This window comes from Plantactinospora soyae, assembly GCF_014874095.1.
Taxonomy (GTDB): domain Bacteria; phylum Actinomycetota; class Actinomycetes; order Mycobacteriales; family Micromonosporaceae; genus Plantactinospora; species Plantactinospora soyae.
Genome location: NZ_JADBEB010000001.1, coordinates 8,741,705 through 8,767,385, shown reverse-complemented (window position 1 = coordinate 8,767,385; position 25,681 = coordinate 8,741,705). Strand labels below are relative to the sequence as shown.

Sequence of the window (25,681 nt, the reverse complement as noted above, 5' to 3'; positions counted from 1 at the left end):
TGACGCAGCGCCATCGTACCGTCGCGGACTGCTGGTAGCGACCGTCGACGATGGCCCCCGGTCCGAGCCGCGACCGGTGGATTTCAGGCCCAGCCGGGCGAGGCTCGGCCGAAGAGGCTAGCCGGGCGGGGCTCGGCGGGGCGGGCGCTCGGTCGGGCAGCTCAGCCCGGCAGTCGGGGACCGGCCGTGCGCTGGGCGTCGAGCCACGCCTCCACCTCGTCGGCCCGGCGCGGCAGCCCCACCGACAGGTTGACCGCACCGTCCGCCGTGACCAGTACGTCGTCCTCGATGCGTACGCCGATCCCGCGCAACTCCTCGGGAACCAGGTCGTCCTCGGGCTGGAAGTAGAGCCCGGGTTCCACGGTGAGCACGTAGCCCTCGCCGAGGCTGCCGTCCCGGTACTGCTCCTTGCGGGCGTTCGCGCAGTCGTGCACGTCGATCCCGAGCATGTGCCCGAAGCCGTGCAGCGACCACCGGCGGTAGACCATCGACTTCTCGTCCATCGCCTCGTCCACGCTGACCGGCAACAGCCCCAGGTCGGCCAGGCCCTCGGCGAGCACCCGCATGCAGGTGCGGTGCACGTCCTTGAACGTCACCCCGGGCCGGATGACGTCGATGCCGGCCTGCTGTGCGGCGTGGACGATGTCGTACACCTGCCGTTGCAGCGGGGTGAAGGTGCCGGAAACCGGCACCACCCGGGTGACGTCGGCGGTGTAGAGGTTGCGCCCCTCCACCCCCATGTCCATCAGCAGCAGGTCACCCGGTCGGGTGAGACCGTTGTTGTGGATCCAGTGCAGGATCGTCGCGTGCTCCCCGGAGCCGACGATCGAGTTGTAGCCGACACCGTTGCCGTCGTGCCGGGCCCGCAGCCCGAAGACGCCCTCGATCAGCCGCTCGGTCACCGGCCGGTCGACCGGCAGCACCCGGGCCACGTCCTCGAAGCCGCGTACCGTGGCGTCGATCGCCTCCTGGAGCTGGGCGATCTCCCACTCGTCCTTGACCAGCTTCTGCTCGGAGAGCAGCGCGGCCAGTTCACGGTCCCGGCCGAGCGGGGCGGGGTTCTCCTCCCGCCCGGCGGCCGGCGCCTCCGGCCGGCGCGGCTCGTACGCGCGCACGGCGGCGTCGACCGACGGGTCCAGCCCGCGCAGCACCCGGGTACGCCGGGGCGCGCAGTCGGCCAGCGCGTCGGCCAACTCCTCCAGCGGCGCGGTCTCGATGCCCAGCTCGGTGGACTTCTCAACCAGGGTGTGCCGGCGGCCGACCCAGAGTTCGCCGTTGCGGCTGCGGAAGAACTCGTCGTTGTCCCGGGACGACCGGGGTCGCATGTACAGCACGGCGTCGTGGCCGGAGCCGTTCGGGCGGAGCACCAGCACGCTGTCGGGATCATGGTCGCCGGTCAGGTAGGCGAAGTCGCTGCCGGGCCGGAACGGGTAGGCGGTGTCGTTGGCCCGGACCTTCTCCGGACCGGTGGGGATCACCAGGGTCTCGCCGGCCAGCGAGGCCGACAGCGCGGCCCGGCGCTTGGCGTAGTTAGGCACCTCGGGACGCGGCCCGACCGGCAGTGTGCTGTCCCGCCACCCCTGCCGCATGAACTCGAGGAACTTCTCCGGGAAGTCCGGGTCGTGTGACTCGGTACCGGCCGAGTCCGTCTGTCCCGGCTCTGCCGTGATGTCGATCCGCTCGTCGGACATCGCCGCTCCTCCCTCGTCCGGCTCGGCCCGATCTCCCGCGACGTCTGGTCGGATCCTCGCGAGGTCGATCCGGTTCCTCGTCCGGCTGACCTGATCCCGCTTCTGGCGTGATCCGACGGTACCGTGCCGGGCCGGGTCCGGTCTCCCGGCGGTGCCGGCACGCCGCACAGGTCCGCGTGGAAAGATGACCGCCATGTGCGGACTCCTGGCCTTTTTCAGCGCGCACGGCAACGCCGGCGCACATCGGGACGCCCTGGCCGGCGCGTTGGAATGCCTGCACCACCGAGGACCGGACGAGACCGGTGTAGAGGTGATTTCCACGCCGGACGGGTACACCGACGCCGTCTTCGCGCACAAGCGGCTGTCGATCATCGACGTGGCGCTCAGCCACGAGCCGCTGCCGTACGCGAACGGCCGCTACCTGCTGACCTTCAACGGCGAGATCTACAACTACATCGAGCTGCGCGAGGAGCTGGCCCGGGACTACGGTGCGCAGTTCTCCACCAACGGCGACGGCGAGGTGATCGTCGCCGGGTTCCACTACTGGGGTGAGCAGGTACTCACCCGGTTGCGCGGGATGTTCGCCTTCGTCATCTGGGACCGGCAGCTGCGCCGGGCCTTCGGCGCCCGGGACAACTTCGGGATCAAGCCGCTGCACTACCTCCAGACCCGGGACGGGGTGTACCTCGCCTCGGAGAAGAAGGCGCTGCTGCCGTTCGCGCCCTCGGCGTACGCCGGGGACGCGGGCGTGGACACCGCCAGCCTGTCGCACTACCTGACCCTCCAGTACGTCCCGGAGCCCGGCACCCTGCACCAGGGGATCAGCCGGATCGGGTCGGGGGAGTACCTGACCTGGACCCCGGGCCAGCAGATCGAGGTACGCCGCTGGTACCGGCCGGTGTTCCGGCCCGCTCCCGTGCAGGAGCCCCAGAAGCTGTACGACCGGATCCGTGAGACGCTGCGGGAGAGCGTCCGGATGCACATGCGCTCCGACGTACCGGTAGGTGCCTTCCTGTCCAGCGGCATCGACTCGACCGCGGTGGTGGCGCTGGCCCGGGAGTTCAACCCGAACATCCTGACCTTCACCGTCGGCTACGACGTGGAGGGCTACTCGGAGATCGACGTGGCCCAGGACTCGGCCCGGCACCTCGGGGTCACCACCATCCCGGTGAAGATCGGGCCCCAGGACATGATAGAGGCGCTGCCGAAGATCGTCTGGCATCTGGACGACCCGGTCGCCGACCCGGCCCTGGTGCCGCTCTACTTCGTCGCAAAGAAGGCCGCCGAGCACGTCACGGTGGTGCTCTCCGGTGAGGGCGCGGACGAGTTCTTCGGTGGGTACACCATCTACCGGGAGCCGCTGTCGCTCGGCGCGGTCAACGGGCTGCCCGGCGGCGTACAGAAGGGGTTGCGCGCGGTCTCCAAGGCGATTCCGCAGGGGGTGAAGGGCAAGAGCTTCCTGGAGCGCGGCACCACCCCGATCGAGCAGCGCTACTACGGCAACGCCCGGATGTTCACCGAGGAGGAGAAGCAGCACCTGCTGCGCCGGTACGACCCCTCGGTGCGGTACACCGACGTCACCGCCCCGTTCTACGCCGAGTCCACCGAGCTGGACGACGTGACCAAGATGCAGTACATCGACCTCTACACCTGGTTGCGCGGCGACATCCTGGTCAAGGCGGACCGGATCTCGATGGCGCACTCGCTGGAGGTGCGGGTGCCGTTCCTCGACCGTGAGGTCTTCGACGTCGCCGCCGGCATCCCGGTCGACCTGAAGCTCCCGCCGCGCTCCGACGCCACCAAGTACGCCATGCGGCAGGCGTTGCAGGGCGTCGTACCGCCGGCCATCGTCAACCGGCGCAAGTTGGGCTTCCCGACCCCGACCCGGGTCTGGCTGGCCGGCGAGATGTACGACTGGGCCCGGCACGTCTTCTCCATCTCCGGCGCCGGTGACCTGCTCGACCTGTCGTACGCGATGCGGCTGCTCGAGGAGCACCGGCGGGGCGAGGCCGACCACTCCCGCAAGATCTGGACCGTCCTCATCTTCTGCGTCTGGCACGCGATCTTCGTGGCCCGCACCCTCGATCCGGGCATCCAGCGCAACCAGTCCGCCCTGCTCACCAAGCCGGTGGTCGGCAGCATGGTCCGCTGAGGGTGAAAGGAAGGGCCCCTTCTTATCGCTTTTTGTAGAAGAAGGGCCCCTTCCTAACAGCCGAGCGTGCTGATACCCGCCTGCGCACGCTGGAGGCACTCGCGGGCGGCGTCGAGATCACCGAGCTTGCGATAGCACTCGCCAAGGTTGAGGTGCAACGACGGGTACAGACCGGCTACGACAGCGGCACCCCAGCCTCCGCAACCCGGTCACTCGGTGAACTCGCAGAAGGACAGCGCCCTGTCGAATCGCCGGGCAGCGAGGTCCTCGTGCCGGATCAGGAAGCGCCCGTTGACGTATTCCTCGCCCGGCACGGCGAACTGGGCTAGCGGCACCCACTCGCGCCTCACCCGGTGTTCCGCTTCCTCCCAGCGGTAGGCCCGTTCGGGGCCCGGCGGAAGATGCGCCTCTTCGTCGTCCACCAGTTGCGTTTCGGGGCTGTTCTGCGCCGAGACGGAATACCCCCCGATGACCAAGTCATCACCGATCCAGGACTGCCCCACCGGCCAGAGGCGCTGTACGAGAGCGGTGAGCTCCGCGCAGCGCGGCATGTCACGGGTCAGATGTTTCTGGAAGTCGGACCGAACGTCCTCGGCCCATTCGAGCCAGCCCGGCAGATTCACCTCCACCCTGGCGAAGAGGACGTGCTCCGGGCCGGACAACGGCTCGTCGTCGTGCTCGTCGACCGGCGGTTCGGCAGCCGCTGTCTCGACGCCGGCGGGCACATACACGACCCGCGCGAACTTCTGCTCGTCGGCAACGGAACAGGATTCGAACGCCGCCGTGGGTGACAGGAAGAAGAGCAGCGAGCCGGCCTCCGGAAGGGCGAAGCCGGCAATCCTCGGTAGTGCCGCACAGTCGAGGGAGGCCATGAACGCCAGCGGCGCACCCGGCGACACGGACGGCCAGGGCATCCCCGCCGGCAGGTGAGGCATCCCTCCGAACTGTCCGACGCGGACACCGTCGGACTGGTCACCGGCGCGGATCCGGAACCGGAGGAGGTCGGCGAACCGGGCCGACTCATCCTCCGACACACCTGACTCGGTCGCCGCCCGGCGGAATTGACCGTGGTAGTCCATGACGGGACATAGTGGCAGACCGAGGTGAGCGCCGCTGATGCAGCACGGAACGCGCAGGCCTCTGGCGGGCCCGCACCTCGCGGGTCGTGCCGTACTTGCCGGAAGGGGAGCAGTCAGAAGCCCCGCCTACCCAACGGCTTTCGCCCCGTCCTCAACTAACCATGATCACCAACATGACCCGACGCCTCGCCCGCCATCAACACACCTAAACCACTTATTTACCAGGCTCTAACACCTGTGCACCCGCACCTGTGCATACGCGCGAACGGGCCCGACGCCAGTGGCGCCGGGCCCGTCGTGGTGTGCGGTGGTGGTTACGGACTGCTGCAGGTCAGCGTCGGTACGGCATTGGTGCTGCCGCTGACGCTGCCGGTGAAGCCGAACGTGCCGGTCGCGCCGGGTGCGAGGTTGCCGTTGTGGCCGACGTTGCGTACCGTCACCGCGCTTCCGCTCTGGGTGTGCGTACCGTTCCACAGGCTGCCGATGGTCTGGCCGTTCGCCCAGGTCCATCGGACGGTCCAGCCACTGAGCGCGGAGGTTCCGCTGTTGGCGACCGTCACGTCGCCCTGGAAGCCGCCGGACCAGTTACCGGTGAGCCGGTACGTGGCGGTGCAGCCGGCCGAGCCACCCGGCGGGGTGGTCGGCGGGTTGTTCGGTGGCGTGGTGGTGGGCGGGTTGTTCGGTGGCGTGGTGGTGGGCGGGTTGGTGGGGTTGCTGCCGCCGTTCCCGACCCCGGTCACCTGGCCGTTTCCGCCGTCGAAGACCACGTCCGAGCAGCCGAAGAAGTTCTCCTGGCTGTCCGAGCGGACCCAGCGGGAGTAGATGATGTGCCGGCCGCTCTTACCGGTCGGCAGTTGCCCGCTGAAGTAGTAGTGGCCCTCGTTGGTGCCGACCGCGCCCTGCTGCGGCGGGTTGGTCACCGTCAGGAACGGCGTGCTCTCCAGGCTGCTCCAGTTCAGCGCGCTGGTCGGGTTGAAACCGTCCCGGGTCACGTAGAAGTAGAACGTGCCGGGGTGGTGGGCCCAGTTGCTGTACTTCCAGCTGAAGTTCGCGCCCGCGGTGAGGTGGGTCAGTGGCCAGTCGTTGCGGGCCAGGTTGTAGCCGCTGAAGCTGCTGTTGCCACCGCTGCAGAGCTGCCCGTCCGGGACGAAGCCGGTGGTCCGGCCGCCCGCGTCCGAGCGCAGCACGCTGAACCAGTTGTAGAGCGAGTTGGCCCCGCTCTGCCCGACCGCTGCCGCACATGCCGGGTTGATGGGCTGGATGTCGCCCCGGGGGCTGAGCCCGTCCTTCCAGCAGAGGAAGGTACGGCTGCCCGGCGCCATTGCGGCACCGTGGGCGACGGCCGAGGTGGGATTGAGCACCGTGATCATACCGGCGGTAAGCGCGGCCACGGCGCCCAGCACCGCGATCCTGCGAAGACGTTTCACCGAGTTCTCCTTCTGGGGGCAGTGCCGCAGCGGGATAATCCGACGCTGCGGGCAACCTGCGGGGGACCCGCAGCACGCGGGCGCCCGCTTCCGACACTGTTTGCGGTATCGCCGGTCTGCCCGGAGGGTGGTGGGCTGTTATCTGCTCCGATGGCAGGCGGCGACACGACGCACAGTCCGATCACGGATGTGTGCTACTCGGCGTGGCCCCTGCCGGCACCCGGCACAGCGCGTCAGCCCCCGCACTGGCTCGGTAAGCGCAATCGCATCATGGATCGGGATCCGATGCAATAGGTGGGTCTCGATGAGAGGTTTCCGGCCGATCGACCATGGCCGATCGGCCGGCCAGGCTGTCCAAGGGGCGGATCAGTAGGATTCGGCCAGGTGTTCGCGACCGGCCGGCGGGTCGTACGGCTCCGGCCAGAACTCGGTGATCCGGACGATCAGCCCGAAGTCGTCGAACTCGAAGAAGGAGAGCGCGGGTAGGTCCTCCCCGTCGAGGGCGATCCGGACCCACGACGCCGCGTGCGACCCCTCGCCCACCACCCGCTCGACCGTCACGTGCCAGTCGCCCGGATACTCGACGTTGAAGCGTACGAACGCGTCGCGTCCGTTGATCCGCTGGCGGGGCTGCGGCAGGTCGTAGACCACACCCTCGGCGAGCAGTGCGGCGAAGCCCGCCCAGTCGCGCGCCTCGCAGATGGTCCAGTATTTCGAGACAGTCTCGTGTGCCGTGGTCATGCCGCAGTGTGCCCACCGGGTACGACATCGGAAGTGGGTAGGACACAGGAGCGGTGTGACACCGGGAGCGGTGTGACGTCGGTGCGGGTACGTCGAGGGCGGCACCGGGCAGGTGTGTCAGGGTCGGCAGGTGCGCGGCGGTGGATCGGGAGGTGCGATGGGCTACGCGGTGGTGCTCGGTGAGGCACTGGTCGACCTGTTGGACGGGGAGTACGACGGGCAACCGGTGTACCGGCAGGCGATCGGCGGAGCGCCGCTCAACGTCGCGGTCGGGGCGGCCCGGCTGGGCGCCGAGGTGGAGTTCGTCGGGTCGCTCGGCGACGACGTACTCGCCGGACGGATCTTGGACTTCCTCGGCACCGCCGGGGTCGGCCGGCGGGGCGTCGTGCTGCGACCCGCTCCGACCACGCTCGGGGTGGCCACCTTCGCCGGGGCGGAGCCGGACTTCCGGTTCTACGGCGAACCGCTCTCCTACGGGCTGCTCGGGCCGGAGGATCTCGACGTACCGCTGGTCGAGGGTGCGGCGGTGCTCTACGCCGGCTCGATCGTGCTGCTCTGCCCGCCGGTGCTCGCCGCCGCCCGGCGGGCCTGGGCGCTCGCCACCGGCCTGCGGGTCTTCGATCCGAACGTCCGGCCACGGCTGCTGCCGGACCGGGCCGCGATCGCCGACCTGCGTGACGTGGTGGCCGGCTTCGTCGCAACCGCCGACCTGGTGAAGCTGAGCGCCGCCGACGCCGAGGTGCTGTACGGGGACGACCCGGCCGAGGACGTGGCGCTGCGGCTGCACGCCCTCGGGGCCGGCGCCGTCGTGATCACCGCCGGGGCGCGCGGGGCGCTGGTCTCGGCCAGCGCGAGCGGTACGTCGGTGTGGCTGCCGGCACCCGTGGTCCGGGCCGTCGACGCGACCGGAGCCGGCGACTCGGTGATGGCGGCCCTGATCGCCGACCTGATCGTCGACGGGCCGCCGGCGGAACCGACCGGCTGGTTGGCGCGGGTCGGCTTCGCCCTCCGGGTCGCCGGGCTGGTCTGCGAGTCGCCCGGCGGCGCGGTCGCGATGCCGACCCGGGCGGAGGTGGCCCGCCGCTTCCCGACCTGACCCCGGCGGGCCCGACCGTGTCGGGAGTGGGTCGGCTCAGGCGTCGCCGCGTAGTTCGGCGTAGCCGCGCCGGACGGCGGTCAGCCCGGCCTCCGGATCGAACGGGGTCCGGGCGGCGACCCGCTCGGCCGGCGCCCGGTCGGCGTCCCCGCTGCGGATCAGCCAACTCATCGTGGCCAGGTCGTCGTGCTGGACCTGGATGAAGTCCTGGCCGACCACCGCGCCGTGTCCGGGTACCACCACGGTGCCCGGGGTGACGAGTCGGAGCAGCGCGGCGACCGTCTCCACCCATTCCAGCGGGTACGCGTCCTCGAACGCCGGCGGCCCGCTCTCCTCGATCAGGTCACCGGCCACCAGTACGTCGGCGTCGGGCACCTGCACCACCAGATCCCCCTCGGTGTGCCCCCGCCCCAGGTGCCGGAGGACGACCGGCCGGCCACCGATATCCACCGTGGATTCCTGGCGTACGACGTGGCTCGGCGCGAGGATCGTCGTCCGGGCGAGCTCGGCGGCGAGCCCGGGATCGGCGGGCAGCATCTCGTCGTACGCCTCCCGGCGGCAGGCTGCGGTGTGCTCGCGGAGCAGATCGGCGGTGGCCTGGTGGGCGTACACGGGGCGTTGCTGGTCGGCGGCGACGGTGGCGTTGCCGAAGCAGTGGTCGAAGTGGTGATGGGTGTTGACCACGGTCAACGGCGCCGGGGTGAGTACCCGGACCGCGGCGACCAGTTCGGCGGCCTGGGCGGCGGTGGAGAGCGTGTCCACCACCAGCGCCTCGGCGTCGCCGAGCACGAGGGTGACGTTGACGTCGAGCATCGGCTGGCGCAGCACGTACACCCGGTCGGCGATCTCGGTGAAGGCGATGGTCATGGGTTGCCGAGCGCCCGGTCCACGAACCGCTGCCGGTCGACCATGACCCGCTCGACCCGGCCGTCCGCGACCGTCGTCGTCCCCTCGGTGACGGTCACCTCGAACAGCAGCCGTCGTCCGTCGACCTTTGCCAGCCGGGCCAGGGCCACGGCGGTCCGGCCGATCGGGGTCGGCACCCGGTGGTCCAACTCGACCCGCATGCCGACCGTGGTCATCCCGGCCGGCAGCCGGCTCGCCGTGACGGCCACCGTGGCGGCCTCGGCCAGCGCCAGCACCCGGGGCGTGCCCAGCACGGGTACGTCCCCGGAGCCGACCGCCTGCGCGGTGTCGGTATCGGTGACGGTCAGCTCGACCCGGGCGGTCAGCCCTGGTGGGAAAATGCTCTCGGACTCGGGTGCCCGCTCGCGGTCCTGCCGCTGCCCCGTCTCCTGGTCTGAGTCCTGGCCCGACCCCGGTTCCCGCTCCGGCTCGACAGGGCGCTGCTGTTCCATGGGCAGAGCCTAGATGTTTCGTCTGCGCCGATCGGCGACACGCTCTGACCTGCGCCGGAACGATCGGATGGTCGACAGCCCAGGGGCTGCCCGGCTGCACCGCTGGCCGGCCCCGGTCGCCGGGGCCGGCCTCGATAAGCGCCGGCCCCCGTCGCCGGCCGGGCCTCGATCAGCGCCGGCTCCGATCAGGGCCGACGTAACTGCTCGGCGCTGATCCGCTGGGTCAACCAGGCCGGTACGGCGATCAGCACCAGCCCCGCCCCCAGGGCACCGGCCGCGAGCCAGAGGGTCGGAGCGATCCGCTCGAAGACCGTGCCCAAGGGAAGGTCGAGGAGGCCGGCCAGGACACCGGTGAGCATGATCGTCACCAGGCTGGACAGCGCCAGCCCGATGGTCAGCGGTATGGCGCCGAAGCCCACCTCACCGGCGGTGATGACGCGCGGGCTGGTGCCGACCACCGCGAGGGTGGCGTTGTCGCGGCGACGTTCCATGGTCCGGTCGACGGCGGCGGCGGCGAACGCGGCGATGCCGAGCACGAAGCTCAGGACCAGTCCGGTGACCAGCAGGGTCACCAGAAGATCGCCGTCGAAGCCCCGCCTTGCCCCGAGGTCGCCGCTGAGGAAGCCGGCCGGAAGTCGGGCGGCGATCAGTTGCGCGGCACGGTCGGCGGTGGCCAGGTCGGATGCCACCAGGTTCGCGAAGTAGGGCTCGGAGGTGTCCAGCGCGGCGGCCACCGGTGCCTGCCGCGTGATCAGCAGGGAACCGCCCTGGGCCATGTCGAACCGCGCGCTGAGGTGCAGGACCTGCCTCGGCACCGGGACCCGGACACCGCCTTCGGCGATCGCCTCGGTGCCGGGCTCCGGCAGTGGCGCTCCGGGCGAGTAGTCGTGCGCGAGCCGATAGGTGGCGCCGTCCACGCAGGACTCACCCGCGCCCAGTCGGAACATGCCGCTCAGATCGGCACACTCCCCGACGATCAGGTAGTCCTGGGCACTCCCGATGGTCGCCGGAACGCTTCGCAGATCGACGACCTGGACGCCGGGCATCTGCCGTAGCTCGCCGATCGGCGCCGGACCCGCGTCGACGATCTGGTACATCCGCGCGCCGCTCGAGTCGGTCGTCGGCAGCAGTTCACGGTCGTTGGCCACCAGGCCGACGCCGAGCGAACCCACCCCGGCCACGTAGATCATCACGGTCAGCGCGGCGACCAGCCGGGGAGCCACTCCGGGCGCGTGTCGCAGCCGGGCCGCCGCCAGCTCCAACCAGACCGGGGTACGGGGCACCCGGGCCAGCAGGCCGGCGACCGCGTACCCGAGAGTCGGCAGGATCAGTGGCAGGGCCAGCCCGGTCAGCAGCAGTGCGGCGGCGAAGAGCAGGCCGGTGCCCTGCCCGGGTACGTCCCGGCCGGTGACCGCGGCCAGTGCGGCACAGGCCACTGCGAGCAGCAGCGGACCGATCCGCCACAGTCCGGGGCGACGGGCGGGTGCGTCCCGCCGTACGCCAAGGGGGTTGGTCCGGGCGGCCCAGGTGGCGAAGACCCCGATGGCGACCGCGTACGTCACGGTGACCGTGAGCACGGTGACGATCAACATGACCGGTACCTGGACGTCGGCGGCGTACCAGTGCAGCCGGCCGATCCGCCAGCCCTGGGACAGCGGCCCGAGCAGCGCGTACGCGACCAGGCCGAGCAGCGCGCCGCCGGCGGTGATTACCCCGGTCTCCACCGCGTTGACCAGGGTCGCCTGCCGACCCGAGACCCCGAGCAGGCGTAGCGCGGCGATCCGGCGGTCCCGGGTGGAGGCCGACAGCCGGGCGCAGGTGATCAGGAAGGCACCGAACGGGACCAGCACGAACAGTCCGAAGCCGACGGCGAGCAGCCGGGCCGGGGTGAAGACGTCCGGTCCCGAGGACTGTGAGCCGAGGGCGTACTGCAGCGGGCCGCCGTATCCGGTGACCGGTTGGTTCTCCCGGAGCTCGGCCGTCTCCGGTGGGGCCGGGGGCAGGGGGTCCGCCCCGACGTACGCCATCAGTTCGTCGGGGGCGAGCAGCCCGGCCGGGGTGATCGTGCCGACGATCCGCTGCGGGAACCGGCCGGCGGCCCGGGAATCGTCGGCGATCAGGTCGCGCAGCGCGGGGGAGACGATGACCTCCCCGGGCCGGGGAAGTGCAGCGATGCCGGGCGGGTGCGGGCTGTCGGCGGTGGCGCCCGAGACGACGGTACGCCGGAGCACCCGACCCCCGATCGCGTCCTCGATATCCGAGATGCGCAGCGTCGCCGGGCTCGCGCCGGAGGAGTCCCAGACCGGGGTACGCGCCCGCGCCCGATCGTATTGCGCCCCGGCGACCGAGACGCTGGCGAACGACGCCAGCACCAGCAGTACGCCGATCGCCGCGCCGGACGACATCAACGCGGTACGCAGCAGTCCGCCCCGCCCGGAGCCGAGCGACAGCCGCAGTCCGAGCCAGATCCAGCGCCTCACGCCGTTCCACCTTCCGTTCGTGACCGCAGGGCTCGCAGGCCCGGCCCGCTCCTCGCCCTCACGCGGTTCCACTTTTCGTTTCGTGACTGCGGGGCTCGCAGGCCCGGCTCACTCCTCGCCCTCACGCGGTTCCACTTTTCGTTTCGTGACTGCGGGGCTCGCAGGCCCGGCTCACTCCTCGCCCTCACGCGGTACCACTTTTCGTTCGTGACTGCGGGGCTCGCAGGCCCGGCTCACTCCTCGCCCTCACGCGGCTACCCGCCCGTCGCGCAGGAGGATGGTGCGGTCGGCGTACGAGGCGACCCGGGCCTCGTGGGTGACCATCACCACCGCGCTGCCCTCCTTGCGGGCCAGTCCGGTCAGGGTGTCCAGCACCACCTCACCGGCGGCGCTGTCCAGGGCACCGGTCGGCTCGTCGGCGAAGATCACGGTCGGTCGGTGCGCCAGTGCCCGGGCCACGGCGGCCCGCTGCGCCTGGCCGCCGGAGACCTGGCCGGGGCGCCGGTCGGCCAGTTCGTCCACCTCCAGGTGCCGGAGCAGTTCGCTGCCGCGTACCCGGGCCTTGGCCTTGGGTACGGCGAGCAGCCGCAGCGGCAGTTCGACGTTCTCCCGCAGCGAGAGCTCGGGTACCAGGTCACCGAACTGGAGTACGAAGCCGAACGATCGCAGCCGCAGTCGGCTGCGCCGGCTGTCGGAGAGGTTGTCGATCCGCTCGTCGTTCAGGCGTACCTCGCCGTGCTCGGGGCGGAGGATTCCGGCGAGCACGTGCAGCAGGGTCGACTTGCCCGATCCGGACGGTCCCATGATGGCGACGATCTCGCCGGGTGAGATCGCCACGTCGGCGCCGTTCAGTGCGATGGTCTGGCCGAACCGGATGGTGAGGTTGCTGCCCTGCAGAATCATCGTGGGTTCTCCTTCTCCGCGTTCTTCTCCAGACCGTTCTCCGCGCCGTCGCCGCCGTGTACGAGCGCGGCCAGCCGGCTGAGCCGGGCGACGGCGCCGTCGATCCATTTCAGGTCGGCGTCGAGGTGGTACATCTCGAAATCGGCGTCGAGTTGCCCGAGCAGGTCGCCGGCCTGCCGTTGGGCGCGTAGCTCCCGCATCCGGGCCAGGTGTGCCTGCCGTTGCCGGTCGAGCATCGGCTCGGCGGGCCGGCCGCTGGAGAGCGCGATGAGCACCTTGGCGAAGAGCACCTTGCGGCTGGCGGTCACCTCGGGCACGTCCGGCTCGTCGAGCCAGCGGTCGAGCTCGACGACGCCGGCCTCGCTGATGGCGTAGACCCGACGGTCGGGGCCGACGCCGGCGGCGACCCCGGCGAGGCTGATCAGCCCGTCCCGGTCGAGCCGGTTGAGGGTGGCGTAGACCTGGGCCGACTTGAGCGGCCGGCTGGTGCCGAACCACTCGTCGTAGCGGCGCCGCAGCACGTAACCGTGCTGGGAGCTGGGTTCGAGCAGTCCGAGGAGGATCCGGGACACCGACATGCCGGGACACTAGCAACTGAGTTACTAAGCTAGCAAGCGAGTTGCTAGTCGCGCAGCGCCTCGATCTGGTCCTCGGCGAGTGGCCCGTCCGGCGGGCTAGTCCAGCTCCGTCTGCCCGGAAGTGGTGACGTTCGACAGCACGTGTCGTTCTATGACGTTGCCCAGCGCCAGGGTGATCTGCGGGCTGAGATGGTGCCTGTCGATGTAGACCAGGGTGTCGCCGATGATCGGGGGGCATTCCTGGGCGGAGCAGAGGTATTCGTTGAGGTCGCGCACCTGGCGGCCCTTGCCGCGTACCAATTCTGCCTCGCCCCGGCTGAAGTCGGCGTTGACGGAGGTGGCTCGGGGAAGGGTGCAGGACAACGCGGAAGAGAGCTGTGCCGACAGGCAACTCGGGACGTCGGCGTCGGCATAGGGGGTGTCGGCCAGCACTGTCAGACGTGGTACGAAGGAGAGACGATCGAGGGTCTTTCCCATACCTGCCAGCCAATCCTCCTTCGGAACGATTCCATCGTGAGTGGCGTTCGTGCTGTTCGCGATGATCACCAGTTCGGGCTGCTCCATGACGATCCGGTCCATGGCCCGGGAGCGCCATTCGTAGCATTCGCGGTAGTCCCGGCCGAGATAATTGCTCGTCTTGCGGATGCTCGCGCTCGGACACCCGGACTTCGTCAGCGACACGAAGCGGAACCCGTGCCGGTCGGCGACCGCTCTCAGGGGCGGAAACCACTGGGCGGCATGTGAATCGCCGAACAGGACCACGGTGACGTCCGACCCGGCCTGCCCGTACACGCAGTCATGGACGACCTCGTCGCGGAAGTCGGCGTGGCAGCCGTCGGAGAAGACCGCCGGGAAGTTGGCTCCGGCGGACTGCAGCGGAGGGGTGAGGTTACTCGGGACGTAGCTGGTCCAGTCGTCCCGCCCGATGGCGGAGCCGTTGACGGGGTCGGCCGTGCGATCGACGTGAAGGGCCGGTGGCATCGCGATCAGGACGGCGGCGGCAGCGCCGACGGCGGTGCTGGCGGCGCCGACGGCTATCGACCACCCGGGCCTCGCGCCGAGCCATCGTTGATGCCGTAGTGGGTTCTCCACCAGTCGATAGGTCAGCCAGGCGACGACCACGGTCCCACCAAGTACGGCTCCCCGCGCCGGCCAGGGCAGAGAACCGCCGCGGATCCCGCCGGCCAGGACCAGCAGGGGCCAGTGCCAAAGGTAAATCGAGTACGACAGCCGGCCGATGAAGGTCAGCGGAGCACTGGCGAGCACTGCCTGCAGTGGCCCGCGATGACGTGTGCCTGCGGAGATCATCATGGCGGCCCCGATCACCGGTACGGCCGCGGCCCACCCCGGAAATGTCACGTTGCCCACCAGCAACGGTGGCGCGACGACGATGAGCAGGAGCCCGCACCAACCCAGAGCCTGCGCCAGCGGTGCCGGCCAGGAATTCACTCGACCCAGGAAGAGGGCGAGCAGGCCGCCCACGGCCAGTTCCCAGGCGCGAGTCGGCAGGCTGAAGAATGCCCACGGCTGGGCGGACGTCGTCAGGACGACGCTCAACGCGAACGACGCGGCGAGCACTCCGGCGATCACCACCCGAGCCGCATTGATGACCCCGAGCCGGCGCAGCACGAGGCAACCACCGATGAGCAGTGCCGGCCACACGAGGTAGAACTGCTCCTCTACCGCCAGGGACCAGTACTGCTGGTACAGCGACGCCCCGACGTGATCGTTCAGGTAGTCCGTGTTTCGAAGCGCGAACCAGTAGTTGGCCAGGTAGCCCAGTGTGGCAAGGGCGTCCGGTCGCAAGTCGAGCAGTCCCAACGGCGACATGACGAACTTTGCCAGGCCGAAGGTCGTGAGCGCCACCACGATCGACGCCGGCAACAGCCGGCGGATGCGCCGGGCGTAGAACCGACGCAAGTTGATTCGCCCGGTTGCTTGTCGCTCCTTGATGAGCAGTCCGGTGATCAGGTAGCCGGAGATCAGGAAGAAGACGTCGACGCCGAGGAAGCCGCCGTCGAATCCGGGCGTCCCGGCATGGTAAAGAGCCACCATAATGACGGCGAGTGCCCGCATACCCTCGATGTCAGGGCGGAAGGACGACACCTGCGGCACCGAAAGCACTTCTTGTTTGGACGGTGGCACCATTGCTCCCAAACCGACCGATAATCACCAAATTCCCGGTAATCGTAGGCGGTCGTCGAGGCGCATTGTCCGAATTGGGGTAAATATACCCTTGACTGCCTGCCCAGCCCTGGTAGCGGCGGCTGTCGACCGCTCCGCGCGATGCCGTCGTCCCTCCCGCAGTCCGCCGTAGCGGCGCCGTTAACCTGGTGGGCGATGCTCGTTACCGTTACCGACACCCCGCCCGCGTCGCCACCCGACCCACCGGCTCCGGATGGCCTCCGCCGTCGCCGGATCGTCGCCATGTCGATCTGGACGGTGGCCTTCGTCGCCGGCTGGTTCCTGATCGGCCTGCCGACCGACCCGCTGTACGCCTTCGCCTGGCTCTGGGCCGCCACCATCGCGTGGCGCAGCGACCGGCCATGGCGTACGCATCTGGGCTTCGCCCGGGACTGGCTGCCCGTGGTGGTGCTGCTGGCCCTCTACAACCTGTCCCGTGGCTTCGCGGACAACGGGGCGACGCCGCACGCCATGGAGCTGATCGTCGCCGACAAGTGGATGTTCGGCTGGGCCATGGACGGCCAGGTGCCGACCATCTGGCTGCAACAGCACCTCTACGACCCGGACGGCATCCACTGGTGGGACGTCGGTGTCAGTTGGGTGTACTTCTCGCACTTCGTGGTCACCCTCGCCGCCGCGGTGGTGCTCTGGCTGAAGGAGCGGGCCCGGTGGGCGGCGTTCATGCGTCGCTGGGGCTTCCTCTGCGCCAGTGGCCTGGTCACCTACTTCATCTACCCGGCCGCGCCGCCCTGGTGGGCCGCCCAGTACGGGATGCTGGAGGAGGTCGCCCGGATCTCCACCCGAGGTTGGCGGGAGTTCGGCATGCACGGCGCCGGCAACCTGCTCAACGCCGGCCAGATCGCCTCGAACCCGGTGGCCGCGATGCCCTCGCTGCACACCGCCTGGGCGCTCTTCGTGGTCGTCTTCTTCCTCGGCGTGACCCGGCGACGCTGGTGGCCGCTGCTGCTCTGCTATCCGCTGGCGATGACCTTCACCCTGGTCTACGCCGGTGAGCACTACGTGATCGATGTACTGGTCGGCTGGGCGTACGTGGGGATGACCTTCCTGGTCGTCGGGCTCGCCGAACGGTGGTGGGCGGCCCGCAAGGCCCGACGCCGGCCGACCGAGCCGGAGCCGGAGGACCCACCATCCGCCGCGATCGGTGCCCAGCGCCCCGGACCGGACGAGAACGATCAGGAATCGGGCCCCGGCTCGGAGCCGGGCCGGACGCTTACCGTCGGCCGCTGAGGCCGGACGCTCACCCTGTGCCGCTGAGGCGCCGGACGCTCATCGTCGGCGGCTGGGGCCGGACGCTCACCCTGTGCCGCTGAGCCGGGCCGACCGGGCCCGCGCGGTGAGTTCCGCCGCCAGCGCCCACGCCTCGTGGATGTCGCGGTCCCGGGCCGCCGCGCCCGGACCGCCGGCCGTGTCCGCATAGACGGTGGCCAGCCGGAGCCGCCGTTGCAGCGGTCCCTGGACCACCCGGACACTCTGGATCCGGGCGTACGGCACGACGAAGAGTTCCCGGGTCAGCAGCCCGGAGCGGACCGCGAACACCCGCGCGGAGAGGCCGGCGCCGAGCGAGGTCCGGGCCAGCGGGTGCACCCAGCGGGCCCGGGCCGGCGGTGGGGTGAGCACCCCGCCGAGCTTCACGCCCGGCAGCACCTCCGCCATGATCCGCTGAGCCGTCTCCAGGTCACCGACCGGAAGCAGCCGGTCCGGGTTCTTCCGGTCGTCCACCTCGCCGCCGGAGTAGCCGGCCACCGAGAGGCGTAGCCGCAGCCACCCCTTCATCCGCCAGAGCAGCGGCCAGGTGGCCCCGACCGCCTGCAACCGGTCCAGCGGTACGGTCTGAGCCCGCGTCTCCAGCAGACCGTGCCGGACCCGTAACGCCGAGTCGTCCCGGGCCAGCCGGAAGTCCCAGTCGTCGAGCACCCGCCGGATCGGTTGCAGCACCACCCCGGCCATCGCGGTGAGGGTGCTGGCGACGGCGACGAACGACCAGGAGTCCGCAGTGAAGAACTGCACCAGCACGAAGGCGACGCCGAACGGCAGCAGGAACGCCTGCGGCGTGAGGAGCTGACTGATCAGCAGGTCGCGGTTGGACACGGCGTGCAGATGCCGCCCGGCGGGCTGCGTGTCGACGGTCGACATCCCGGGCAGACCGGGCCCGGCCGCCGGCTGCCCCGGCCCCGCCGCTCCGGGCTGGCCCGGCCCCGGCACCGTGGACTGGCCGGGCGGTACCGCCCCGGACCACTCCGGCGCCTCGCTGAACGCCGTCGGTGCGGCATGCGGGGCCCGACCGGCCAGCGTCAGCAGGCGCTCCCGCAGGGCCATCGCGTCGGCCACCGTGACGTACGCCAGCGGCGCCTCCGTCTTGCCGCCGCCGACCACCTCCAGCCGGAGTTCGGCCAGGCCGGTGAGCTGGGCCAGCAGTGGGCGTACCACCTCCACCGACTGCAACCGTTCCAGCGGGATGGCCCGGGTACGGCGCCACAGCAGGCCCTCGTGGATCCGCAACTCCCGCCCGACCACGTGGTAACCGGTGTTGTACCAGCTGACCACCGAGAGCAGGACGGCGCCGATCAGCAGCACCACCACCAGCAGGCTGAAGAAGCCGATCCCGACCTGGGACAGCGTCGACCAGGAGAGCGCCGCGACGATCACCACCAGGGACTTCGCCGACTGGAGCACCGGGCTCAGCGGATGCAGCCGCCGCCGGGGCTCGGTGACGCCGTCAGTGGTCATATACCCTCCGCCCGGTCCTCGCCGAGGGCGGTGAGCCGGTCCCGCAGCCGGGACGCCTCGGCCGGCCGCAGCCCCGGCACCCGGGCGTCGCTCGCCGCCGCCGCCGTGTGCAACTGCACGGTGGCCAGCTTGAAGGCCCGCTCCAGTGGGCCGGCGGTGACGTCCACGAACTGCATCCGGGCGTACGGCACGATCGACAGTCGCCGGACCAGCAGGCCGTGCCGGACGAGCAGATCGTTGTCGCGCTCGGCGTACCCCCAGGCCCGGACCGCCCGCGCGATCACCAGCAGCCGCCAGACGGTCAGCAGGACGGCCAGGCCGAGAGCGAGGCCGAACGGCCAACTGCCGGTCAGGACGAGGCCGATCAGGAGGCCCGCGATCACGACCAGCATTCCGATGCTGAGCCGCAGCGCCTCCACCCAGATCAGATCCTGGGACACCGGCTGCCACCGGACGGTCTCCGGCCACGGCTCCAGCGGATCCGTCGGCCCGCCCACCGGCTGCTCGGGTGGTACGGGACCGCCTGTCGGCGCGGGTGGTACGGCGCCGGTCGGCGACTGCTCGCCGTGTTCACTCACGTCGCCGCCCCGTTCACCCGTCGGTCGCGCCGCTCACCCGGGTTGCCGCCTCGCTCGTTCACGTGTCGAGCGTAGGCGATCCGTCGGCCGGTGCTACCTCCCGAAGGAACCCGCGCGCGCCGAGAAACTCGCCGAGCGACTCCCGGTGCGTGGCGCAGGCGAGCCAGGTCTTCCTGCGTTCCGGAGTGTGCAGCCGGGGGTTGTTCCAGTGCAGTGCCCAGACCGCCGGGGCCTGACAGCCACGGGCCGAGCAGATCCGGGGGAGCTCTGCGGAGGAGGTGTCGCTCACGGCGGCGAGTCTACGGCGGCCGGATCATAGAGATCGCCGGGCGGCCACGGGGGGAGCCGCCCGGCGATTCGCTGCATCGTACACATGGAAACTCCCTCTATGTCTACCCGGTCCGACCCGTTTCGCGGATTGCGGAGGCTCGGAACCGCAAATCCGGTTCTCCCTTCGTCGGCTCACAGGCGGACGTGCGAGGCTTGGGGGCGTCGGCCTCGCGCCGACCCAATCGATTCCGTGCACCCCGCTGTGGAGGACCGGTGGCCCAGCCGACCACGCCCGACGCCCAGACCCCGCCCGACGTCGGGGGTGCCGGCCCCGCCGCGGGCTCCACCCCGGCCGAAGACGCGACCCTGCTCGAACGCGCCCTGTTCGAGGTCAAGCGGGTGATCGTCGGGCAGGACCGGATGGTGGAGCGGATGTTCGTCGCCCTGCTGGCCCGGGGGCACTGCCTGCTCGAAGGCGTACCGGGGGTGGCCAAGACCCTCGCCGTGGAGACCCTGGCCCGGGTGGTCGGCGGTACGTTCGCCCGGGTGCAGTTCACCCCGGACCTGGTGCCGGCGGACATCGTGGGTACCCGGATCTACCGGCAGTCGAGCGAGAAGTTCGACGTCGAACTCGGCCCGGTGTTCGTCAACTTCCTGCTCGCCGACGAAATCAACCGGGCACCGGCCAAGGTGCAGTCGGCGCTGCTGGAGGTGATGTCCGAGCAGCAGGTCTCGATCGGCGGGCAGACGCACCGGGTGCCGAACCCGTTCCTGGTGATGGCCACCCAGAACCCGATCGAGCAGGAGGGTGTCTATCCGCTGCCCGAGGCGCAGCGGGACCGCTTCCTGATGAAGATCCTGGTCGGTTATCCCACCGACGCCGAGGAGCGGGAGATCGTCTACCGGATGGGGGTCAGCCCGCCGGAGCCGTCGTCGGTCTTCACGCCGCTCGAACTCGTCACGTTGCAGCAGAAGGCCGACCGGGTGTTCGTACACAACGCGCTGGTCGACTACGCGGTACGGCTGGTGCTCGCCACCCGCGCCCCGGCCGAGCACGGCATGCCGGACGTGGCCCAGCTCATCCAGTACGGCGCCAGCCCCCGCGCCTCGCTCGGCATCGTCCGGGCCACCCGCGCGCTCGCCCTGATGCGGGGCCGCGACTACGCGCTGCCGCAGGACGTGCAGGACATCGCGCCGGACATCCTCCGGCACCGGCTGGTGCTCAGCTACGACGCGCTGGCCGACAACATCCCGGCCGACCACGTCGTCGACCGGGTGATGTCCACGATTCCGCTGCCCTCGGTCACGCCCCGGCAGAACGCCAGCCCGGCACCGTCGAACGGTGCCAGCTCCGGTCTTCCGCTCGGCTCCTCGCCGGCCGCGCCGGCTCCGGCGGCCGGTTCGACGTGGCCGGGACGCCCGCCGGCATGATGAGTGGTACCCCGATCAACCCGAATCCGGCCCGAGCCGAGGCCGTACTGTCCCGGCTGCAGTTGCTCGTCACCCGGAAACTGGACGGGCTGCTCCAGGGCGACTACCTCGGCCTGCTGCCGGGGCCCGGCACCGAGGCGGGGGAGTCCCGGGAGTACCGCCCCGGCGACGACGTACGCCGGATGGACTGGCCGGTGACGGCCCGGACCACCGTGCCGCACGTCCGGCGTACGGTGGCGGACCGGGAGCTGGAGAGCTGGATGGCGGTGGACCTCTCCGCCAGCCTCGACTTCGGCACCGGCCGCTGGCTCAAGCGGGAACTCGTGGTCGCCGCCGCGGCGGCGATCGCCCACCTGACGGTGCGGGGCGGCAACCGGATCGGCGCGGTGATCGGCACCGGTCCCGGCGGGGCCACCGGCTCCGGCCCGGGGACCGGCGGATCGGGCGTGCTGCGCCTGCCGGCCCGGCCCGGCCGCAAGGAGGCCCAGGGCCTGCTGCGGACCATCGCGAAGCTGGAGTCCAGACCCGGTCGTACCGATCTCGGCGCCCTGGTCGACGCGCTCAACCGGCCGCCGAGGCGGCGCGGAATGGCCGTGGTGATCTCGGACTTCCTGGCCCCGCCCGAGCAGTGGGGACGCCCGATGCGCAAGCTCGGTGTCCGGCACGAGGTGCTCGCCATCGAGGTCGTCGACCCGCGTGAGCTGGAGTTGCCGGACGTCGGGGTGCTCGCCGTCGTCGACCCCGAAAGTGGTGAACTGCACGAGGTGCAGACCGCCGACCCCCGCCTGCGGCGCCGTTACGCCGCTGCCGCCGCCGCCCAGCGCGCGGCGATCGCCCACGAACTGCGGGCCGCCGGTGCGGCGCACCTGCGGCTCCGTACCGACTCCGACTGGCTGCTGGACATGGTGCGCTTCGTCGCAGCGCAGCGGCACGCCCGTACCCGGGGGACGACTCGATGATCCGTTTTCTGCAACCCTGGTGGCTGCTGGCCGTACTGCCGGTGCTCGCCCTCACCGGGGCGTACGTCTGGCGCCAACTGCACCGCCGCACGTACGCGCTGCGCTTCACCAACGTCGAACTGCTGCGTACGCTCGCGCCCAAGGGGCTCGGCTGGCGCCGGCACGCCGCGGCCGGTGTCTTCCTGCTGAGTCTTCTCGTCCTCGCCACCGGGATGGCGCGGCCCTCGGTGGACCGGAAGGAGCCGCTGGAACGGGCCACGATCATGCTGGCGATCGACGTGTCGCTGTCGATGGAGGCCGACGACGTGGCGCCGAACCGGTTGGAGGCGGCCCAGGAGGCGGCCAAGCAGTTCGTCGCCGAACTTCCGCCGACGTACAACCTGGGTCTGGTGGCCTTCGCCAAGTCCGCGAACGTGCTGGTGCCGCCCGGCAAGGACCGCCCGGCGGTCACCCAGGCGATCGACGGCCTGGTCCTGGCCGAGGCGACCGCCACCGGCGAGGCGGTCTTCACCTGCCTGGAGGCGATCCGGTCCGTTCCGGCGGACGGCGCCCAGGGCATCCCACCGGCCCGGATCGTGCTGCTCTCCGACGGCTACCGGACCTCGGGCCGGTCGGTCGAGGAGGCGGGTGCGGCCGCGCAGGCGGCCAACGTGCCGGTCTCGACCATCGCGTTCGGCACGGACTCCGGTCAGGTCGACATCGGCGGCCAGGTGCAGCGGGTACCGGTCGACCGGCTGGCCCTCGCCGAACTCGCCGAGACCACCCAGGGCTTCTTCTACGAGGCGGCGTCGGTCAGCGAACTGAAGCAGGTGTACCAGGACATGGGAAGTTCGATCGGGTTCCGGACCGAACCCCGGGAGATCACCCAGTGGTACGCGGGTATCGCGCTGCTCTTCGCACTCTGCGCGGCGGGGATGAGCCTGATCTGGACGTCCCGGCTGGTCTGAGGGGTGCGCGGGGTGCTGCGGTGCAACGCCCGACGCGGTCGTACGACGTACCCGGCCGGTCCCGGTTACCGGCCCGGCCGGGTACGCGACGACGGACGACTGCGCGACCGCGTTCCGGCGGTGGCGAGGGTTCCCATGCTCACGGGGTCGCGCGGACCAGCATGAAGACCACCACGATCCAGGCGGCGGCGAGGGTGAAACCGAGTGGGGCGGCGTAACGGCTCATGATTCTGCTCTCCGGTGGCGACTGAGACGTCCCGGGTCGGCGCAGGGCCGGGTAGGGAGGTCTGGGGATCAGCGGACGCGCACACGAAGTCGTGACCGGGAGGCTCCACACACGCTCGAACTCGGCTACCGCCGTCGAGGCGCGCAGCCCTCGGCGTGCCGGTCGATGCCGGCAGGGCCTGGGATGCGGTGTGGAGCGAGCTGGGTCAGCCGGCCAGGGAAGTCAATGACTCAGGCGGACTGACCAAGGGCCCGGCCACGACTAGGAGGATCGCTATCTCGCACAGCGATCACCTCCTTCTGCCGGCCGGGCACTGGAACGCGAGTCATCGTACACCCGCACCACCCCCGGGAGCGAAGTCAGCCGACGGATTGCCGACTGTCGGCACGGGCACGGGCACTGGGCCGGGCACTGGCACTGGCACTGGGCCGGGGACGATCGCCGCGCGGACCTGTTCACCCTGCGGTACGCGGGGCGGCGGGTGGGCGGCGCACGTCTCGTACGCCGCCCCCGGTTCATCCCGACCGGCGTCGCATCCGCGGCAGGTCGGCGCCGACCGCCCTCGGCGTCGACCCCGGTTCCGGCCGGGCCGGTCGTCCGACCAGCACGGCCAGGACCAGACCGAGCAGCGGCAGCCAGGCCAGCCGGGCGAGTACCCAGCCGGGCCCGTCCGGCGCCGAGTGCAGGCCGGGTACGGCGCCGCCGCCGACCAGCCGGGCGACGAGCGCGGCGAGCGCCGTGACCCCGAGCAGGGTGCTCTGGTGCCACAGGTAGACGCTCATCGCGGCGCCGTTGAGCCGGTGCACCGGTCGCCACCGGCCCGGCCGGGACAGCCAGCCGGCCAGGGCCGGCCGGATCAGCAGGGCCACGCCGATCTGGGCGAGGGCCAGCGAGACCGCGAACAGCGACGGCGGGTCGAGGTTGGACATCCCAGCCCCGGGTACGCCGACCGCGCTGGCCGGATAGCCGGCGTACCACACCAGGGCGGTCATCCCGGCCGCCCCGCCCAGCAACAGCCACCATCCGGTACGCCGTTCCCCGAGCCGACCGCCGGCCAGCGCCATGCCGAGCAGGTACGGCACCAGCCAGGCGGCGAGCACGGCGACCGGCACCCGCCAACTTCCGTCGCCGGGCAGCGGCACCGGCCAGTCCCGGGTGTCCGACAGGTTCCGGCCGGCCAGGTCCCCGAGGGCGACCAGGGCCACCGCAACCGCGCTCAAGCGCATTGCTCCGTACCGGTGCAGTGCCCGGGACAGGGGGCCGGTCAGGGCGATCAGCACCACCAGCGGCAGCAGGAACCACAGGGGACTGATCACCAGCGTGGCGGCGGTCCGCAGCGTCGCGGCCGGGGTGCCGAGCGCCGCCGCGAGGGCCAGCGCCACCAGCCAGCCGCCGAGCAGCAGCAGTACCGGCCGGAGCAGCCGACCGAGTCGTCGCCGCAGCCAGTCCGTCGATCCGAGCCCACGGTCGGTGGCCGACCGCAGTGACCTGGCCGAGCCGTAACCGCTGACGAAGAAGAACAGCCCGAGCGTCTCGAGCAGCCAGGTCGCCGGCACCAGTCCCGGCATCGCGATCAGCGGACTGGCCGGCCGCAGCGCCCCGCCGGGAAGCAGCACCAGGGCGGTCACCAGCCAGTGTCCGAGCACCACCCCGCCGATCGCGTACGCCCGCAGCCCGTCGATGCCCCGGTCCCGTCCGGCACCGTCCCGATCCCGTCCGGCGCCGTCCCGATCCCGTCCGGCGTCGTCGCGACCGTGCTGTCGATCTTCGGCGGTGGCCCGCTGGCCTGTGCTGATGGCCGGTTGCCGTTCGATCGTGCTCATCGGGCCGCCACCGCCGCCCCGGCCACCGACCCGGTCCGGCCGAGCGTGAGCAGGGCCACCGCCCGCAAGGTCCCGGTGCCGGACACCAGGTAGCCATCGTGGCCGGTCACCCCGTCGACCGGCATCCGCCGGGCGCCGAAGCCCGGCGCCGCCGGCCGGACACCGTGGCCGAATCCGAGTACCTGCAGCGGCGGCAACCAGCGGATCCAGTCGTCCGGTGCCTCGGCGGCCCAGACGGTCGCGCCGGTATGCAGCTCGCCGACCTCGTCCACGCCCATCCCGACCCCGCCCACGGTGACGATCCCGGTGACCTGGGCCGGTAGTGCCGGCGCGGCGAGCCCGATCACCAGCGCGCCGTAGCTGTGCCCGATCAGGGTGACCGTGGCGGCCGGGCGGTGTCGGGCCAGCGTCCGGACCAGGTCGAGCAGGGCCTGTGCCCCGGGTCGGGCGCTCTCCTGGCGGGCCGCCGCCCGGCCCAGCCCGTTCGGCGGGTCGTAGCCCAACCAGGCCAGCACCGCCACCCGCGCGTCGGGCTGGGCGGCCCGGATCTCGTCGTACAGGATCCGGGCCTGGACCGACGGCGCTCGCCGGGACACCCCGCCAAGTCCCCGGTCGAAGTCCCGCAGCGTGTTGTCCACCCCGGGCACCAGTACGGCGATCCGGTCGGCGGTGCCGAGGTCCCCGAGCACCTCCACCGCCAGCCCGTCGCCGTGCGGGTCGAAGGCGAGAAAGGACCGGCCGGTGCCGACCCAGTCGGCGTACGGCGTTCCGGCCGCCCGCATCGCCCGGGCGACCTCGGGGTACGCGTCCACGAACCGGGCCGGCGCCGCCGCGACCGGAGCCGCCCCGGCCGGTGGCGGGGGAACCAGCAGCCCCAGGGCCAGCAGACCCACCACCGTGCCGCGTACCGCTGGTCGACATCTCATCTCGCCGTCTCCCTCCGATCGTTGCCGGAGAAAGAATGCGGAGCCGAGCCCCGGTGGCGCGTCACGCCAGGGAGTGGTCCTGGG

Annotated in this window: 22 protein-coding genes; 6 read left to right on the top strand and 16 right to left on the bottom strand. The window is 71.2% G+C overall.

Annotated features, from left to right (window positions below):
* Positions 1 to 161: 161 nt before the first annotated feature.
* Positions 162 to 1,691, bottom strand: a complete 1,530-nt coding sequence (locus H4W31_RS38155) for an aminopeptidase P family protein (protein WP_192771044.1) — start codon at positions 1,689 to 1,691, stop codon at positions 162 to 164.
* A 193-nt stretch (positions 1,692 to 1,884) separates the two neighbouring features.
* Between H4W31_RS38155 and asnB the strand changes: the two genes are divergently transcribed.
* A complete protein-coding gene (gene asnB / locus H4W31_RS38150) occupies positions 1,885 to 3,843 on the top strand; it encodes an asparagine synthase (glutamine-hydrolyzing) (RefSeq protein WP_192772719.1) in 1,959 nt (652 codons plus the stop codon).
* Between the two features lie 53 nt (positions 3,844 to 3,896).
* Here the strand turns inward: asnB and H4W31_RS38145 are convergent, their stop codons facing one another.
* The 4 genes from H4W31_RS38145 to H4W31_RS38130 all read right to left on the bottom strand — a co-directional run bounded on the left by H4W31_RS38145 (position 3,897) and on the right by H4W31_RS38130 (position 7,090).
* Positions 3,897 to 4,001: a tetratricopeptide repeat protein gene (locus H4W31_RS38145; protein WP_225945899.1), complete on the bottom strand. Its 105-nt coding sequence runs from the start codon at positions 3,999 to 4,001 to the stop codon at positions 3,897 to 3,899.
* A gap of 51 nt (positions 4,002 to 4,052) precedes the next feature.
* Positions 4,053 to 4,922 carry a YwqG family protein gene (locus H4W31_RS38140; RefSeq protein WP_192771043.1) on the bottom strand — a complete coding sequence of 290 codons (870 nt, stop codon included), beginning with the start codon at positions 4,920 to 4,922 and terminating at the stop codon, positions 4,053 to 4,055.
* A gap of 314 nt (positions 4,923 to 5,236) precedes the next feature.
* On the bottom strand, positions 5,237 to 6,292 hold the full coding sequence (locus H4W31_RS38135; protein WP_192772718.1) for a lytic polysaccharide monooxygenase auxiliary activity family 9 protein: 1,056 nt from the start codon (positions 6,290 to 6,292) through the stop codon (positions 5,237 to 5,239).
* Positions 6,293 to 6,715: 423 nt separating this feature from the next.
* Positions 6,716 to 7,090: a nuclear transport factor 2 family protein gene (locus H4W31_RS38130; RefSeq protein ID WP_192771042.1), complete on the bottom strand. Its 375-nt coding sequence runs from the start codon at positions 7,088 to 7,090 to the stop codon at positions 6,716 to 6,718.
* A 157-nt stretch (positions 7,091 to 7,247) separates the two neighbouring features.
* Between H4W31_RS38130 and H4W31_RS38125 the strand changes: the two genes are divergently transcribed.
* The gene (locus H4W31_RS38125; protein ID WP_192771041.1) at positions 7,248 to 8,186 is read left to right on the top strand and encodes a PfkB family carbohydrate kinase; all 939 of its coding nucleotides are present in this window, start codon (positions 7,248 to 7,250) and stop codon (positions 8,184 to 8,186) included.
* Between the two features lie 36 nt (positions 8,187 to 8,222).
* On the opposite strand, the gene H4W31_RS38120 is transcribed toward H4W31_RS38125, so the two are convergent.
* From H4W31_RS38120 to H4W31_RS38095, 6 genes are all read right to left on the bottom strand, one after another.
* On the bottom strand, positions 8,223 to 9,053 hold the full coding sequence (locus H4W31_RS38120; protein ID WP_192771040.1) for an MBL fold metallo-hydrolase: 831 nt from the start codon (positions 9,051 to 9,053) through the stop codon (positions 8,223 to 8,225).
* The gene (locus H4W31_RS38115; protein ID WP_225945898.1) at positions 9,050 to 9,544 is read right to left on the bottom strand and encodes a thioesterase family protein; all 495 of its coding nucleotides are present in this window, start codon (positions 9,542 to 9,544) and stop codon (positions 9,050 to 9,052) included. Before H4W31_RS38115 ends, H4W31_RS38120 begins: the two co-directional genes overlap by 4 nt.
* A 185-nt stretch (positions 9,545 to 9,729) precedes the next feature.
* On the bottom strand, positions 9,730 to 12,024 hold the full coding sequence (locus tag H4W31_RS38110; protein WP_192771039.1) for an FtsX-like permease family protein: 2,295 nt from the start codon (positions 12,022 to 12,024) through the stop codon (positions 9,730 to 9,732).
* Positions 12,025 to 12,270: 246 nt separating this feature from the next.
* Complete coding sequence (locus H4W31_RS38105; protein WP_192771038.1) at positions 12,271 to 12,927, bottom strand: ABC transporter ATP-binding protein; 657 nt, start codon at positions 12,925 to 12,927, stop codon at positions 12,271 to 12,273.
* Positions 12,924 to 13,505: a PadR family transcriptional regulator gene (locus H4W31_RS38100; RefSeq protein WP_192771037.1), complete on the bottom strand. Its 582-nt coding sequence runs from the start codon at positions 13,503 to 13,505 to the stop codon at positions 12,924 to 12,926. The genes H4W31_RS38105 and H4W31_RS38100 overlap by 4 nt, the downstream gene beginning before the upstream one ends.
* Positions 13,506 to 13,601: 96 nt before the next feature.
* Entirely contained in the window at positions 13,602 to 15,620 is a 2,019-nt protein-coding gene (locus H4W31_RS38095) for an acyltransferase family protein (protein WP_192771036.1), read from the bottom strand.
* Positions 15,621 to 15,932: 312 nt separating this feature from the next.
* Between H4W31_RS38095 and H4W31_RS38090 the strand changes: the two genes are divergently transcribed.
* Positions 15,933 to 16,937 carry a phosphatase PAP2 family protein gene (locus H4W31_RS38090; RefSeq protein ID WP_404825744.1) on the top strand — a complete coding sequence of 335 codons (1,005 nt, stop codon included), beginning with the start codon at positions 15,933 to 15,935 and terminating at the stop codon, positions 16,935 to 16,937.
* Between the two features lie 66 nt (positions 16,938 to 17,003).
* On the opposite strand, the gene H4W31_RS38085 is transcribed toward H4W31_RS38090, so the two are convergent.
* The 3 genes from H4W31_RS38085 to H4W31_RS38075 form a co-directional block, all read right to left on the bottom strand.
* On the bottom strand, positions 17,004 to 18,437 hold the full coding sequence (locus H4W31_RS38085) for a PH domain-containing protein (RefSeq protein ID WP_192771034.1): 1,434 nt from the start codon (positions 18,435 to 18,437) through the stop codon (positions 17,004 to 17,006).
* Positions 18,434 to 18,934 (bottom strand): PH domain-containing protein, encoded by a 501-nt coding sequence (locus H4W31_RS38080; RefSeq protein ID WP_192772716.1) that lies wholly within the window; start codon positions 18,932 to 18,934, stop codon positions 18,434 to 18,436. Before H4W31_RS38080 ends, H4W31_RS38085 begins: the two co-directional genes overlap by 4 nt.
* 139 nt (positions 18,935 to 19,073) lie before the next feature.
* Positions 19,074 to 19,304 (bottom strand): hypothetical protein, encoded by a 231-nt coding sequence (locus H4W31_RS38075; RefSeq protein ID WP_192771033.1) that lies wholly within the window; start codon positions 19,302 to 19,304, stop codon positions 19,074 to 19,076.
* 254 nt (positions 19,305 to 19,558) lie between these two features.
* On the opposite strand from H4W31_RS38075, the gene H4W31_RS38070 reads away from it, so the two are divergent.
* Genes H4W31_RS38070 through H4W31_RS38060 form a run of 3 tightly spaced genes read left to right on the top strand, consistent with a single transcriptional unit; the run spans position 19,559 to position 22,622 of the window.
* Positions 19,559 to 20,716 carry an AAA family ATPase gene (locus H4W31_RS38070; protein WP_192771032.1) on the top strand — a complete coding sequence of 386 codons (1,158 nt, stop codon included), beginning with the start codon at positions 19,559 to 19,561 and terminating at the stop codon, positions 20,714 to 20,716.
* Positions 20,713 to 21,675: a DUF58 domain-containing protein gene (locus H4W31_RS38065; RefSeq protein ID WP_192771031.1), complete on the top strand. Its 963-nt coding sequence runs from the start codon at positions 20,713 to 20,715 to the stop codon at positions 21,673 to 21,675. The genes H4W31_RS38070 and H4W31_RS38065 overlap by 4 nt, the downstream gene beginning before the upstream one ends.
* A complete protein-coding gene (locus H4W31_RS38060) occupies positions 21,672 to 22,622 on the top strand; it encodes a VWA domain-containing protein (protein WP_192771030.1) in 951 nt (316 codons plus the stop codon). Before H4W31_RS38065 ends, H4W31_RS38060 begins: the two co-directional genes overlap by 4 nt.
* A gap of 741 nt (positions 22,623 to 23,363) precedes the next feature.
* Here the strand turns inward: H4W31_RS38060 and H4W31_RS38055 are convergent.
* Together H4W31_RS38055 and H4W31_RS38050 are read right to left on the bottom strand one after the other, a co-directional pair.
* Positions 23,364 to 24,671, bottom strand: coding sequence for an acyltransferase family protein (locus H4W31_RS38055; protein ID WP_192771029.1), 1,308 nt, complete (start codon positions 24,669 to 24,671; stop codon positions 23,364 to 23,366).
* Complete coding sequence (locus H4W31_RS38050) at positions 24,668 to 25,597, bottom strand: alpha/beta hydrolase (protein ID WP_192771028.1); 930 nt, start codon at positions 25,595 to 25,597, stop codon at positions 24,668 to 24,670. Before H4W31_RS38050 ends, H4W31_RS38055 begins: the two co-directional genes overlap by 4 nt.
* Positions 25,598 to 25,681 lie beyond the last annotated feature (84 nt).